Consider the following 13,011-nt stretch of genomic DNA (forward strand, 5'->3'; position numbering starts at 1 on the left):
TGTGGGCAAGACCTACAGGCCCGGTTTCACGACGTCGCCCCAGCCCTCGACGTCCTCGGGGCGCCGGGGGCTCGGGCCGGTGTAGATCGCGGCCGGGCGGACCAGCTTGCCCAGGCGCTTCTGCTCCAGGATGTGCGCGCACCATCCGGCGGTGCGGCCGCAGGTGAACATCGCCGGCATCATGTGGGTCGGCACCTCGGCGAAGTCGAGGATGACCGCCGCCCAGAACTCGACATTGGTCTCGATGGCGCGGTCGGGGCGTCGTTCCCGGAGTTCGGTGAGCGCGGCCTGTTCGAGCGCGGCGGCGATCTCGAAGCGCGGTACGCCCAATTCCTGTGCGGTGCGGCGGAGCACGCGGGCACGCGGGTCCTCCGCGCGATACACCCGGTGCCCGAAGCCCATCAGCTTCTCCTTGCGGTCGAGGATCCCCTTCACGAGTCCTCGTGCATCGCCGGTGTTCTCGACCTCTTCGATCATCGGCAGTACGCGCGCGGGCGCGCCGCCGTGCAGGGGACCCGACATCGCGCCGATCGCGCCCGACAGCGACGCCGCCACGTCGGCTCCGGTGGAGGCGATGACCCGCGCGGTGAACGTCGAGGCATTCATGCCGTGCTCGGCGGCACTGACCCAGTAGGCGTCGATCGCGGCGATGTGGCGGGGGTCGGGGTCGCCCTTCCAGCGCGTCATGAAACGTGCGGTGACGGTGTCGCATTCGTCGATCACGTGCTGGGGGACCGCGGGCTGATGGATGCCGCGGGCCGACTGCGCCACATACGACAACGCCATCACCGATGCGCGGGCGAGATTGTCGCGGGCGGTCTCGTCATCGATGTCGAGGAGAGGCTGGTAACCCCAGATCGGTGCGAGCATGGCCAGCGCGGCCTGGACGTCGACGCGCACGTCACCGGTGTGGATCGGCAGCGGGAACGGTTCGGCCGGCGGCAGACCGTTGCCGAACCTGCCGTCGACCAGCAGCGCCCACACATCGGCGAAGGTCACCTTGTTCTCGACCAGGTCTTCGATGTCGACGCCGCGATAGCGGAGATTGCCGCCGTTCTTGTCCGGTTCGGCGATGTCGGTCGTGAAGGCCACGACGCCCTCGAGCCCGGCGACGAAATCCTCGGGAACAGTGTTGGCCATGGCAACCCACCTCACTCGACGTCCGTGTCGTGCATCCGCTGTCCGGTGAATCCTCGCGAATCCTCGCGGGACGGGACTCGCCGGGGATGCGGTCCACGACGAACTGTAGATCAGCCGGACGCCCCGCGTGTACCCCGGAGTAACCAGCGGGGTCGGAGTAGCGTCAGCAAAGTGTTGGACGAGTCGCACGACCCCATCGACCTGCCGAACATGCGCGTCGGATACGGCGGCGGCATCCCACCCAACATCGGCGAGGGTGACCGTGCCGCGGGCGCCGACGGTATCCGCGAGAACCTCGACCCGAGCTGGTTGCGCGGCGACCCGCCGTGGCTGGATCTCTTCCACGTCTGGCTGCGTGAAGCCGTCGATGCCCGCATCGCCGAGCCCAATGCGATGGTCCTCGGCACGGCCGACGCGGAGGGCCGGCCGTCGACGCGCACCGTGCTGTGCAAGGGCGTCGACGCGAACGGCGTGGTCTTCTTCACCGGTCACGACTCGGACAAGGGCCGCCACCTCGCCGCGAATCCGTATGCCTCGGTGACCTTTCCCTGGATCGCCCTGGAACGTCAGGTGCACTTCCGCGGGCCGGTCGAACACGTCAGCGCCGAGGAGGTCCAGGCGTACTGGGAGCTGCGACCCCGCGGTTCCCAGTTGTCGGCCGCGGCATCGGAACAGTCGCGGCCCATCGGCAGCCGCGTCGAACTCGAGCAGAAGGCCGCCGCGCTCGCCGAGGCCTACGGCGGCTTCGACGACGGTGCCGAGGTGCCGGTCCCGTCCGACTGGGGCGGGTACCGCATCGCACCGGTCGAGGTCGAGTTCTGGCAGGGTCGGGCGAACCGCCTGCACAACCGGGTTCGGCTGACCCACGTCGACCACTCCTGGCGGGTCGAACGGCTTCAGCCCTGACCGACGGTCCGGTCCGCGGCAGCTGGACACCACGGATCGGCCTGCGCGGCCCGACCCCTCAGTTCTGAGCCGGCAGTACGTGTTCACCGGTCTTGTCGCACGACAGTGCCAGTGAGGAGATGTACTGCTTCTCGCCGTTCGGGCCGGGGACCGCTGAGGCGATCATGTCGGGCCGTTCGAACTCCATGCCGGTGACGCAGCACAGGAGCTTGACGTCGGAGGGGTTGCCGAGTTCGTCGTACATCGGGAGGTCGATGCCGTCGTCGGTGCGACGCAGGTAGTACTTGCCCTTGGTCGCGAGTGCGATGATCGGTGGCAGTACCAACGCGAGTATCAGGGCGACGAGCGGTGAATACGGTGCGAGCGTGTCGCCGAAGACGTTGAAGTACACCATGATCGACAGTCCGCCCGCGACGATGACGGACACGAAGCCCACCGGGTTGACGTTGTAGAGCATCCCGCGGCGGAACTCCGGTTGCTTCGGCGAGATCTTGAGCAGGTACTTGTTGACGGCGATGTCCGACGCGACGGTGACGATCCAGGCGATGGCGCAGTTGGCGTAGAAGTTCAGCAGCTCGTTGAGGAAGCTGAACATGTTCGCCTCCATGAGCACGATCGCGATGCCGACGTTGAAGACGAGGAACACCAGCCGGCCCGGGTAGGTCTTGGTGACCCGGGTGAAGCTGTTGGTCCACGCGAGCGAGCCGGAGTAGGCGTTGGTCACGTTGATCTTGACCTGGCTGATCACGACCAGGATCACCGCGAGGGTCATCGCGAGCCAGTGCGGCATGAATTCCTCGTACACGGCGAGGAACTGATGCACGGGCTCGTTCGCGACGCCGGCCGAATCGGCGAAGTTCACGATCAGGTAGACCGCGAGGAAGAGACCGACGATCTGCTTGATCGCGCCGAAGAGCACCCAGCCCGGGCCCGCGGTCAGTACCGCGGTCCACCAGCGCCGGTTGTTCTCAGGCGTTTTCGGCGGCATGAAGCGCAGGTAGTCGATCTGCTCGGCGATCTGGGCGATCAGCGACAGACACACACCTGCGGCGAGCATCGCTCCGGCGAACGAGACGGCATGTCCGCCCTGGCCATCTGTTCCACCGCTGAACGCCAGGAATTCGCCGATGGCCTCGGGGTGCTGGATAACCAGGTAACCGAAGGGCAGCACCATCATGACCAGCCAGAGCGGGGTGGTCCACACCTGGAGTTTCGACAAGGTGTTCATGCCATAGATGACCAACGGGATGATCAGCACGGACGAGAGCAGATAACCCAGCCACAGCGGGATGCCGAGCCCCAGCTCGAGCCCCTGCGCCATGATCGATCCCTCGAGGGCGAAGAAGATGAACGTGAACGACGCGAAGATGACATTGGTCAGCACCGAGCCGTAGTAGCCGAAACCGCTTCCGCGCGTGATGAGATCGAGATCGATGTTGAATCGGGCCGCGTAGTAGGAGAGCGGGTAGCCGGTCAGGACGATCACGATGGCGAAGAACAGGATGCCCCAGAGGGCGTTGCCGGTGCCGTTGGCTATGCCGATGTTCGCGCCGATCGCGAAATCGGCCAGGTAGGCGATGCCGCCCAGCGCCGAGATCGCGACCACGCCGGGGCTCCACTTGCGGTAGCTGCGCGGGGCGAATCTGAGCGTGTAGTCCTCGAGCGTCTCCCGGGCGGCCGCGGCCGCGGTCCCGGTCACCGGTCGACGTTCCGAGGCGGTGCCTGCGGCGTCGGCGTCGGGTGCCTGTTCGGTGGTCATCGGGCCCTCCCCGCAGTCGTGACATGCACGAAGTGACGCTAGGAGAATCCTGTTACAGCGCCGATGACCGTGTGTTGCGCAGGAATTAAGAACCGTTGGCACAGCGCGATTCGTGCATTTCGGACATTGCACCCGACAGGTGCCCTGACCGGCCGGCCAGTCGTTCGCAGTCTTAACATCGTGGAAATGCCCCGTCTTCTCGCCGACACCACGCCGCTGCGCAACCAGTACTTCCGGCGGTTGTGGATGGCGAACATCGTCACCGTGATCGGCGCGCAGTTGAGCGTCGTCGCCGTGCCGGCGCAGATCTACGAGGTCACCGGCAGTTCGGCCTATGTCGGGCTGACCGGTGTGTTCGGTTTGGTCCCGCTGGTCGTCTTCGGGCTCTGGGGTGGAGCGCTGGCCGACGTCGTCGACCGCAGGACCCTGCTGATCATCACGACGATCGGCCTCATCGTCTGCAGCGCACTGTTCTGGGCGCAGGCCGCGATGGGCGGACAGAACGTGTGGATCGTCCTGGTGCTCTTCGCCGTTCAGCAGGCGTTCTTCGCCGTGAACCAGCCGACGCGGACCGCGGTGCTGCCCCGGCTACTCGACGCCGGGGACCTGCCCGCCGCATTGTCGCTGAACATGACGGTCATGCAGGCGGGAGCGATCGCCGGGCCGCTCGTCGGTGGCTCCCTGATCCCGGTGCTCGGCTACTCACTGCTCTACTTCGTGGACACGCTGTTCCTGCTGCCGACGCTCATCGCCGTCGCGATGTTGCCGTCCCTCCGGCCGGAGAGCGACGCCGCGCCCAAGGTGGCCGGCCTGCGTTCGGTTCTCGAGGGTCTGCGCTACCTGGCCGGGCACAAGATCCTCCTGGCGTCCTTCCTCGTCGACCTGATCGCCATGATCTTCGGCATGCCGCGGGCACTCTTCCCCCAGATGGCCCACGAGAACTTCGGCGGACCGGAGGGTGGTGGCATCGCCTTCGCCCTGTTGTTCACGGCGATCTCCGCGGGAGCCGTCGTCGGCGGGATCTTCTCGGGATGGGTCGCGCGCGTAGAGCGCCAGGGACTCGCGGTCATCGTGTGCATCATCATCTGGGGTCTGGCGATCACCGGGACCGGGATAGCGGTGTCGTTCGCCGACGGGACGGCCATGCCGATGCTCGTCGTCGCGGTCGTGCTGCTGATGATCGGTGGTGCGGCCGACATGGCCTCGGCGGCGTTCCGGCAGACGATCCTGCTGGCCGCCGCGACCGACGAGGTCCGCGGCCGGTTGCAGGGCGTGTTCATCGTGGTGGTCGCCGGCGGCCCGCGGATCGCCGACGTCGCGCACGGTGCTGCGGCCGCCTCGATCGGCGTCGCCGCCGCGACGGCGTTCGGCGGTGTCGCGGTCGTGATCGCGACGATCGTGGCCGCCCTGATGATCCCGGCGTTCGTGCACTACCGCGCCGGTCAGCGGACCTGAGGAGCGAGTTCGCCGGGCAGCGCGGCCCGGCGATCGGTGCCACCATGGACGCCATGACCGCCGCCGCCACCGACTTCGACGTGCCGATCATCGACATCTCGCCCTATACGCGCAACGGCGATCCCGCCGACCGGGCAGTGGTCGCGGCCAGGTTCGACGACGCGGCGAGTTCGGTCGGCTTCATCCAGGTCGTCGGGCACGAGATCCCGGCTGCGGTCATCGACGAGTTCACCGCGGTCATGGACGACTTCTTCGCCCTTCCGCTCGAGCTGAAGAAGGCCTACCGCACTCCTCCGGAGATCAACCGTGGCTACGCGCCCCCGAAGTCGGAATCCCTGTCGTTGTCACTGGGCGTCGAGCCCGCAGCTCGCATGAACGACTTCTTCGAGGCCTACAACGTCGGCGTGGAGGCAAGTCAGTACCCCGACCTCGATCTGCCCGACGACCACTACGCGGCCAACACCTGGCCGGCCGTCGAGCATTTCCAGGCGGCGGTGTCGGCGTACTTCAGTGAGGCCCGACGCGTCGCGCACACGCTGACCAGGATCTTTGCCGACGCGCTCGATCTGCCCGCGGACTTCTTCGAGAGTTTCACCGATCATTCCCTCGACGTGCTCCGGATGAACAACTACGCACTGCCGCCGGGGGAGATCGAACTGGACGGCGAGCTCACCGGTATGGGGGAGCACACGGACTACGGGATCGTGACGGTGTTGTGGGCGGACCAGGTCAGGGGTCTGCAGGTGCTCGACCACTCGGGCAACTGGCACGACGTGAGCCCCGCCGACGGCGCCCTGCTGATCAATCTCGGAGACCTGATGGCGCGCTGGACCAATGAGCGGTGGACGTCCACCCTGCATCGGGTGAAGCCGCCCATCGTCGACGGCACGGTGGAGCGGCGACGGTCCGCCGCGTACTTCCACGACGGCAATCTCGACGCGATGATCACGACGCTTCCGTCGTGCGTCGGTGCGGGCAGCCGCTATTCGCCGATCACCGTGGGCGAGCACATCGGTGCGAAGCTCGCGGGCTCGCGCGCCGGACGCCCGAATCCGCACGCGACCCGTGAGGCCGGTCGGGTCCGGCAGGCGATGCGACGAAGTCAAGGGCAGCAGTAGACCTCGTGCGCGGGTCTCAGTCCGCCGTGAGCACGCCGGGATAGGACGCTCGCCGTGCGGCCGTCACCGGGCAGTAGTGCATGGGGTTGTCGCGCTCGCTCTCCGGCGGGAGGTTGCGTGTGGGCGTGTGCACGATCGGTGCGTCCCGGGCGACCTTGCCGGTCACTCGGTCCCATGCGTCGCGCGGGCGCGGATGGCGCAGCACCCGCTTGGGCAGGAGACGGTGCATCACGAGGTTGATGCCCTTGCCCATCAGGCGGAATCGTCGTTCGTCCTTGTCGGTCCACTCGAGTCCGAGGATCTCGCGGACCGGCTCGTCGTAGAAGCCCGTGGTCAGCCACATGAAGATCTTCTGGTTCCGGGGGACCAGATAACGGTCCCACAACCACCTCGGGATGAAACCCAGGAACGGCGGCGGTGGCAACTGTGTGATGTCGAGGACCGTGCGGACCGAGACGTGATCGCGAAGAACGTTGCGGCACATGTAATCCCAGTAGGCGAGGAAGTCCTCGTAGGTGTCCGGGACGGGCCGCATCGACACGCCGTACTGGGCGTACCAGGCCTTGGACTCCTCGAACAGCTGACGCTTCTGGTCTTCGGTGAGGAAGGGCCCGAAGCGCTCACACAGTCGGACGTTGCCGTACCAGAACGTGGCGTGGGCCCAGTAGAAGACATCCGGGTCGAGCGCGTGATAGCGGGAGCCGTCCTCCATGGTGCCCTTGACGGTCCGGTGGTAGTCGCGTACCTCCAGTCCGGTCTGCGCACCGGGAACGACCGAGTCGAAGACGACCCCGCTGATCGGATACAGGGAACGCATCAGGCGCTGCCACCGCTCGCCGAAGAAGTCCGAGTGATCCCACACCGCCGCACCCAGCTTGGGATGCATGTTCTGGATCGACCCGGCCCACAGGCCCTGGAACATCCCCGTCCACGTGCCCCAGATCTGCCAGGTCAGCGAATCCGGACCGAGTGGCGCGTACTCCTGGGCCGGTGCGGCGTCGCCGGGGGGGCCGGAGTCGACGCCATGAACGGGACAGGTCTCCTGCGCGGCGTCCACAACCTCGGTCATGAGACGGAACTCTAGGTTCGTCTCACCCGGGTGTCAACCGCGTGTCACTCCGGATTCTCGTGTGTCACCGCCCGATAGCCCCGTGCGCCCGCGCGGTCGACGGCGGCCTTGACCAGCCCGAACACGAGGCCCTGCAGCGCGGCGGCCACGAGAACCTCGGTGTTGGAACGCTCCAGGTCCTTGGGGTCGGGTGCGGAATCGTCGTCGGAGATCCGTTTCCAGATCTGACCGAACACGGCGCCCGCGGCGATACCGCCGAGCACGCTGGTCGCCAGGGACATCGGTTTGTACATCGCCTTCGATACGGCACTCATGGAAGTTCCTCGCTCATTCGGATGTGGACGGGTCGCAGTGACGGGGTGGGTGGCGCTGTACGGGTCAGTGCCGCCGCCGGCGGACGATGATGAACGCACCGACAGCCAGGACCGCGGCGACAGCGGCGCCGATCAGCACGGTCGAGTTCTCCTGGGCCTTCACCTGCGCGGTGTGGGCGGTCTTCGACGCCGCGTCGTTCACGCGCGCCGGGACGTCGAGCTTGGCGGCCAACGCGTCGACCGTCTCGGCCAGCTCCTGACGTTGCTGCTCGACGGGCGGCGGATCGTCGGATGGGGCGTTGTTCTCGGGTGTCTCACTCATCTACAGGTGCTCCTTCACGGTCGCCACGTCACGCTGGACACTCTCGACGGTCCGCTCCGGCGCCGGCGGCACCGCTGACTTGGCTCGTTTGGCCCCGATCGCCGCCGCGGCCCCACCGATGACCAGCAGCACCACACCGACGATCACCGCCGCCAGCCATGCCGGAACCGCGTTCGCCAGACCGAGAACTGCCGCCGCGACGAGAGTGCCGAGACCGAACAGCACCAGCAACGTACCCGCACCGGAAATCCCCGCACCCACGCCTATCCGGGTGCCCTTTCCCTTCATCTCCGCGACCGCGTGCTGCAGCTCGGTCTTCACCAGAGTCGTCGTCTGCTGCTGCAGACGTTCCACCAGCTGCACGGTCGACAAGTCGTTCACAGACGGATCACTCACGCTCGTACCTCCTATCGGGACGCTCGTCCAAGCGTTCCCGGGGCCGGTGAACACGAAACGTCGGATTCCCGATCAGTGCTGTCGGAATCGGATCTCCGATCAGTGCTGTCGGAATCGGATCTCCGATCCGGGCACCAACTGGGCCGTGAGATCCACCGCCTCCGCTGCGAGGACCGCCACCACCGGATACCCGCCGGTGACCGGGTGGTCGGCGAGGAAGATGACCGGGCGACCGCTCGGCGGTACCTGGATCGACCCGTGGGCGATGCCCTCCGAACGCAACTCGGCGGCGCCGTCGCGGTGACGCAGAAGTGGCTGCGACGACCCTTCGGCCCGGTCGATGCGCACGCCCACGCGATTGCTGTCGGATCCGACCACCCACGTCCCGACGCCCAGGTCGGCCGGTGCGGCGAGGTGGTCGGCCCGCGGACCGGGATGGCATTCCAGCACGACGACCCGCGGGTGCTCGCTGTCGGCGGGGGCCGACGACGCGGTCGGCCAGTCGCCTGCGGCGCGACCCACGGACAGCCGGTTACCGGTGTCGAGAGGGGCCGGTCCGAGCCCGGAGAGGGTGTCGGTGGACCGTGATCCCAGCACCGGATCGACATCGATCCCGCCCCGCACCGCAAGGTAGTTCCGCAGCCCCCACGTCGGCGCGTCGAGCGCCAGCTCGTCGCCGGCGCGCAGCACGACGGCCGCGGCCAGTCCTTCGGGGATTCCGTTGCGGCGCACCACCGCGTCCGCACCGGTCACCGCGACGAGAACGTCGGCGTCGACGCGAATGCGCAACCCGCCCATCGTCGCCTCGATGACGGCCGCCGATTCCGTGTTGCCCACCAGGCGATTCGCCAGCGCAAGGGATGCGCGATCCGCACCTCCCGAACGCGGGACGCCGAGATGCGCGTACCCGGGGCGTCCGGTGTCCTGGACGGTCGCGAACGGACCCGTCGCGAGAACGGTCAGCGACGTCATCGGCTGTCGTCCCCGGCGTCGACGAAGCGGACCACCCGGCCGGTGGTGAACAGGGCGGGAGGATCGGCGTTCTCGTCCCACAGCCGAACATCGGTGCGGCCCAGCAACTGCCAGCCGCCGGGACTCGACTTCGGGTAGACCGCACTGTATCCGGCCGCGATCGCGACCGATCCCGCCGGGACATTCGTGCGTGCTTCCCGGCGTCGACCGACCGTGTCGAACGGGTGCGACGCCTCGTCGTCGGCGACGAGATAGCCGAAACCCGGTGCGAAGCCCATGAACTGGACGCGCCACCGGGTATTGCAGTGCACCCCGACCACCTCCTCGCGCGTCATCGTCAGCTCCGCAGCGACATCCGCGAGGTCGGCGCCGTCGTAGGTGACCGGGATGACGATCTCGTCGGTGGCCCGGGGGTCGCGATCGCTGCCGGTTCCGCGATGCCGCAGGGCCCGGCGCACGCCGAGTTCGTCGAGACCGCGGCCCGGGCCGGCCTGGACGAGAAGGGTGTGTGCGCTGGGCACGAGATCGGTCACCCCGGGGAGCTCGCCGCGCTCCACCGCGTCGCTCAACGCCCTGGTCGCGGCCAGCACAGCGGCCGACGGGGAGTCGTCGGCCGAGAAATCCAGGACCACCGCGTCGGGACCCGCCGGCAGCTCGTGCATGGGTCGAATCTACCCCGGCCGACACGGCGTCCCGCCCGGCGAACTCCGACCCGTGCCCGCACGGGGATGGCAGACTCGAGTGGTGCCGGGACGTGAAGTGCCGATGCGAATGCCGAGGAGAGGCCGTGAGAGAGATCGTCGTCTGCGGTGAGGCGCTGGTCGATGTCGTGCAGCAGGGCCCGAGCCGGCACGAAGCGACCCACGGAAGCCTGGCACCCTTGCAGCCCGCCCTGGGCGGCGGCCCGTTCAACGTGGCAATCACGCTGGGGCGGTTGGGGAGTGCGGTCTCGCTGCTCTCCGCGGTGTCCACCGACACCTATGGTGAGGCGATCCTCGACGCGCTCCGGGCGGCGGGGGTGGGGACCACGCTGGTCCAGCGTCGCGACGAGCCGACCTCGCTTGCTCTGGCGACCATCGCCGACGACGGCTCGGCGCGCTACTCCTTCTATGTGGAGGGGACCGCCGATCGCGGGGTCACCGATCCCGGGGCGCTGCCGCCGACCGTGGCGGCGGTGACCTTCGGAACCCTCTCACTGGTGTTGCAACCCGGTGCCACCGTGTACGAGAACCTGATGCGCACCTGCCGCGCCGAGGGCCGAGTCGTGGTGCTGGACCCGAACATCCGGCCCGCGGTCATCGACGACCCCGACGACTATCGGCGCCGTTTCCGCAGCTGGATGTCGTCGGTCGACCTGGTCAAACTCTCCGACGAGGACGCGGCGTGGCTCGGCGAGGGGCCCGAGGGCAGCTCGGCGGCGGACTGGCTGGCCGACGGCGTGGCCGCCGTCGTCACCACCGCCGGGGCGTCGGGGATCACTGTCTCCACCCCGGTCGGTGAGGTGACCGCACCGGCGCCGCCGGTCGACGTCGTCGACACCATCGGCGCGGGTGACAGCGTGCTCGGAGGCCTTGTCCACCACCTGGACCGGCACGGTCGGCTCTCGCCCGACGCGGTGCGTTCACTGACCGCCCAGCAGTGGCGCGAAGCGGCCGAATTCGCAGCTCACGTGGCTGCGGTGACGGTGTCGAGGCCCGGCGCCGACCCTCCGTGGGCGGGCGAGCTGAGAAGCGACTAGGTTGTACCTGTGTGTCCTACCCGGACACTGTAAAAACTCTGATCTGAATAAGGGGTTCGTGTGTCTGCTGAAACAGTCCCAGCCGACCAGGCGTCCGACACGGCCTCAGCGACCTTCACCTACCCCGGTGGACAGCTGGAGCTCCCGATCCTGAAGGCAACCGAGGGCACCGACTCGGTCGCACTCGGCAAACTCCTGGCCGAGACCAACCTGACCACCTTCGACGGTGGCTTCGTGAACACGGCGTCGACCAAGTCGGCCATCACCTACATCGACGGTGACGCCGGCATCCTGCGCTACCGCGGTATCCCGATCGACCAGCTGGCCGAGAAGTCGACCTTCATCGAGGTGAGCTACCTGCTCATCTACGGGGAGCTCCCGACTCCGTCGCAGCTGGAGGACTTCACCACCAAGATCCAGCGCCACACGCTCCTCCACGAGGACCTCAAGCGCTTCTTCGACGGCTTCCCCCGCAACGCGCACCCGATGCCGGTTCTGTCGAGTGCGGTCAACGCGCTGTCGGCCTACTACCAGGACTCCCTGGACCCCAAGGACGACGAGCAGGTCGAGTTGTCGACCATCCGCCTTCTCGCCAAGCTGCCGACCATCGCGGCCTACGCGTACAAGAAGTCGGCGGGCCAGCCGTTCCTCTACCCCGACAACTCGCTGAGCCTCGTCGAGAACTTCCTGCGGATGACCTTCGGCTTCCCCGCGGAGCCCTACGAGGTCAACCCCGAGGTCGCCAAGGCGCTCGACATGCTGTTCATCCTGCATGCCGATCACGAGCAGAACTGTTCGACCTCGACCGTCCGCCTCGTGGGCTCGTCGCAGGCCAACCTGTTCACCTCGATCTCCGGTGGCATCAATGCGCTCTGGGGCCCGCTGCACGGCGGCGCCAACCAGGCGGTGCTCGAGATGCTCGACGCCATCAAGGCCGAGGGCGGCGACACCAAGGACTTCATGAAGCGGGTGAAGAACAAGGAAGCCGGCGTCAAGCTGATGGGCTTCGGTCACCGCGTCTACAAGAACTATGACCCGCGCGCCGCGATCGTCAAGAAGACCGCTGACACGATCCTGGAATCGCTTGGCGTGCAGGATGATCTGCTCGACATCGCGAAGGGACTCGAAGAGGTCGCCCTCAGCGACGACTACTTCATCGAGCGTCGTCTGTACCCGAACGTCGACTTCTACACCGGTGTCATCTACCGTGCGATGGGCTTCCCGACGCGCATGTTCACCGTGCTGTTCGCGCTGGGACGCCTGCCGGGTTGGATCGCGCACTGGCGCGAGATGCACGAGGACCCGACCACCAAGATCGGCCGTCCGCGTCAGCTCTACACCGGCTACACCGAACGCGACTACGTCCAGATGGGCGATCGCTGAGCGATCGCCCGACGGACACGCCTGACCGCCGAACACCCGACTCAAAGGAGAGTCCAGTGACCAGCACCGAGAAGCCAACGGTCGAGTTCCAGGCGGGCCCCCCGCCGGCCGACCTGACCATCTCCGACCTCATCGTCGGCGACGGTGCCGAAGCCGCTCGCGGCGGCATCGTCGACGTCCACTACGTCGGGGTCGACTACGAGACGGGCGAAGAGTTCGATTCGTCGTGGGATCGCGGCCAGTCGGCCAACTTCCCGCTGGACCGGTTGATCCCGGGCTGGCAGGAAGGCATCCCGGGAATGAAGGTCGGCGGACGCCGTCAGTTGACCGTTCCGCCCGAGCTGGCCTACGGCTCTGCCGGCGCGGGTCACCGACTCTCGGGACGGACGCTGGTGTTCGTCATCGACCTGCTCGGAGTGGGCTGACGTCCGCGACCTCT

General features: G+C 67.5%; 14 protein-coding genes. 6 read left to right on the forward strand and 8 right to left on the reverse strand.

What is annotated here, in order from left to right:
• Window positions 1–12 precede the first annotated feature (12 nt).
• Window positions 13–1,140 carry a citrate synthase 2 gene (locus AC3B5T_RS13005; protein WP_010844788.1) on the reverse strand — a complete coding sequence of 376 codons (1,128 nt, stop codon included), beginning with the start codon at window positions 1,138–1,140 and terminating at the stop codon, window positions 13–15.
• A 210-nt stretch (window positions 1,141–1,350) separates the two neighbouring features.
• Here AC3B5T_RS13005 and pdxH point away from each other — a divergent pair, with 210 nt between their 5' ends.
• Window positions 1,351–2,046 (forward strand): pyridoxamine 5'-phosphate oxidase, encoded by a 696-nt coding sequence (gene pdxH, locus AC3B5T_RS13010; protein WP_425307045.1) that lies wholly within the window; start codon window positions 1,351–1,353, stop codon window positions 2,044–2,046.
• A 58-nt stretch (window positions 2,047–2,104) separates the two neighbouring features.
• Here the strand turns inward: pdxH and AC3B5T_RS13015 are convergent, their stop codons facing one another.
• On the reverse strand, window positions 2,105–3,805 hold the full coding sequence (locus AC3B5T_RS13015; RefSeq protein WP_010844786.1) for a purine-cytosine permease family protein: 1,701 nt from the start codon (window positions 3,803–3,805) through the stop codon (window positions 2,105–2,107).
• Window positions 3,806–3,991: 186 nt separating this feature from the next.
• On the opposite strand from AC3B5T_RS13015, the gene AC3B5T_RS13020 reads away from it, so the two are divergent.
• Window positions 3,992–5,260, forward strand: a complete 1,269-nt coding sequence (locus AC3B5T_RS13020) for an MFS transporter (protein WP_055475780.1) — start codon at window positions 3,992–3,994, stop codon at window positions 5,258–5,260.
• A gap of 44 nt (window positions 5,261–5,304) precedes the next feature.
• Window positions 5,305–6,378, forward strand: coding sequence for an isopenicillin N synthase family dioxygenase (locus tag AC3B5T_RS13025; protein WP_014925766.1), 1,074 nt, complete (start codon window positions 5,305–5,307; stop codon window positions 6,376–6,378).
• Between the two features lie 16 nt (window positions 6,379–6,394).
• Here the strand turns inward: AC3B5T_RS13025 and AC3B5T_RS13030 are convergent, their stop codons facing one another.
• The 6 genes from AC3B5T_RS13030 to AC3B5T_RS13055 form a co-directional block, all read right to left on the reverse strand.
• Window positions 6,395–7,447 (reverse strand): oxygenase MpaB family protein, encoded by a 1,053-nt coding sequence (locus AC3B5T_RS13030; protein WP_488357439.1) that lies wholly within the window; start codon window positions 7,445–7,447, stop codon window positions 6,395–6,397.
• Between the two features lie 44 nt (window positions 7,448–7,491).
• Complete coding sequence (locus AC3B5T_RS13035) at window positions 7,492–7,761, reverse strand: DUF4235 domain-containing protein (protein ID WP_010844782.1); 270 nt, start codon at window positions 7,759–7,761, stop codon at window positions 7,492–7,494.
• 64 nt (window positions 7,762–7,825) lie between these two features.
• Window positions 7,826–8,083 carry a DUF3618 domain-containing protein gene (locus tag AC3B5T_RS13040; RefSeq protein ID WP_488357440.1) on the reverse strand — a complete coding sequence of 86 codons (258 nt, stop codon included), beginning with the start codon at window positions 8,081–8,083 and terminating at the stop codon, window positions 7,826–7,828.
• Window positions 8,084–8,479, reverse strand: coding sequence for a phage holin family protein (locus tag AC3B5T_RS13045; protein WP_035718303.1), 396 nt, complete (start codon window positions 8,477–8,479; stop codon window positions 8,084–8,086).
• Between the two features lie 99 nt (window positions 8,480–8,578).
• Entirely contained in the window at window positions 8,579–9,451 is an 873-nt protein-coding gene (locus AC3B5T_RS13050) for a 5-oxoprolinase subunit C family protein (protein ID WP_488357441.1), read from the reverse strand.
• Window positions 9,448–10,113 carry a 5-oxoprolinase subunit B family protein gene (locus tag AC3B5T_RS13055; RefSeq protein ID WP_488357443.1) on the reverse strand — a complete coding sequence of 222 codons (666 nt, stop codon included), beginning with the start codon at window positions 10,111–10,113 and terminating at the stop codon, window positions 9,448–9,450. Before AC3B5T_RS13055 ends, AC3B5T_RS13050 begins: the two co-directional genes overlap by 4 nt.
• Before the next feature lie 125 nt (window positions 10,114–10,238).
• Here AC3B5T_RS13055 and AC3B5T_RS13060 point away from each other — a divergent pair, with 125 nt between their 5' ends.
• The 3 genes from AC3B5T_RS13060 to AC3B5T_RS13070 are packed head-to-tail and all read left to right on the forward strand — an operon-like array spanning window position 10,239 to window position 12,997.
• Window positions 10,239–11,189 carry a carbohydrate kinase family protein gene (locus AC3B5T_RS13060; RefSeq protein WP_488357444.1) on the forward strand — a complete coding sequence of 317 codons (951 nt, stop codon included), beginning with the start codon at window positions 10,239–10,241 and terminating at the stop codon, window positions 11,187–11,189.
• A gap of 60 nt (window positions 11,190–11,249) precedes the next feature.
• Window positions 11,250–12,572: a citrate synthase gene (locus AC3B5T_RS13065; RefSeq protein WP_010844776.1), complete on the forward strand. Its 1,323-nt coding sequence runs from the start codon at window positions 11,250–11,252 to the stop codon at window positions 12,570–12,572.
• A 56-nt stretch (window positions 12,573–12,628) separates the two neighbouring features.
• Window positions 12,629–12,997: an FKBP-type peptidyl-prolyl cis-trans isomerase gene (locus tag AC3B5T_RS13070; protein WP_010844775.1), complete on the forward strand. Its 369-nt coding sequence runs from the start codon at window positions 12,629–12,631 to the stop codon at window positions 12,995–12,997.
• The last annotated feature ends 14 nt before the right edge of the window (window positions 12,998–13,011 follow it).

Source organism: Gordonia sp. G4 (assembly GCF_057770005.1).

Coding starts and splice junctions, on each gene's coding strand:
- AC3B5T_RS13030 (WP_488357439.1), bottom strand. CDS start 7,447: ATGACCGAGGTTGTGGACGCCGCGCAGGAGACCTGTCCCGTTCATGGC.
- AC3B5T_RS13035 (WP_010844782.1), bottom strand. CDS start 7,761: ATGAGTGCCGTATCGAAGGCGATGTACAAACCGATGTCCCTGGCGACC.
- AC3B5T_RS13040 (WP_488357440.1), bottom strand. CDS start 8,083: ATGAGTGAGACACCCGAGAACAACGCCCCATCCGACGATCCGCCGCCC.
- AC3B5T_RS13020 (WP_055475780.1), top strand. CDS start 3,992: ATGCCCCGTCTTCTCGCCGACACCACGCCGCTGCGCAACCAGTACTTC.
- AC3B5T_RS13025 (WP_014925766.1), top strand. CDS start 5,305: ATGGACGCCATGACCGCCGCCGCCACCGACTTCGACGTGCCGATCATC.
- AC3B5T_RS13055 (WP_488357443.1), bottom strand. CDS start 10,113: ATGCACGAGCTGCCGGCGGGTCCCGACGCGGTGGTCCTGGATTTCTCG.
- AC3B5T_RS13050 (WP_488357441.1), bottom strand. CDS start 9,451: ATGACGTCGCTGACCGTTCTCGCGACGGGTCCGTTCGCGACCGTCCAG.
- AC3B5T_RS13015 (WP_010844786.1), bottom strand. CDS start 3,805: ATGACCACCGAACAGGCACCCGACGCCGACGCCGCAGGCACCGCCTCG.
- pdxH (WP_425307045.1), top strand. CDS start 1,351: ATGCGCGTCGGATACGGCGGCGGCATCCCACCCAACATCGGCGAGGGT.
- AC3B5T_RS13005 (WP_010844788.1), bottom strand. CDS start 1,140: ATGGCCAACACTGTTCCCGAGGATTTCGTCGCCGGGCTCGAGGGCGTC.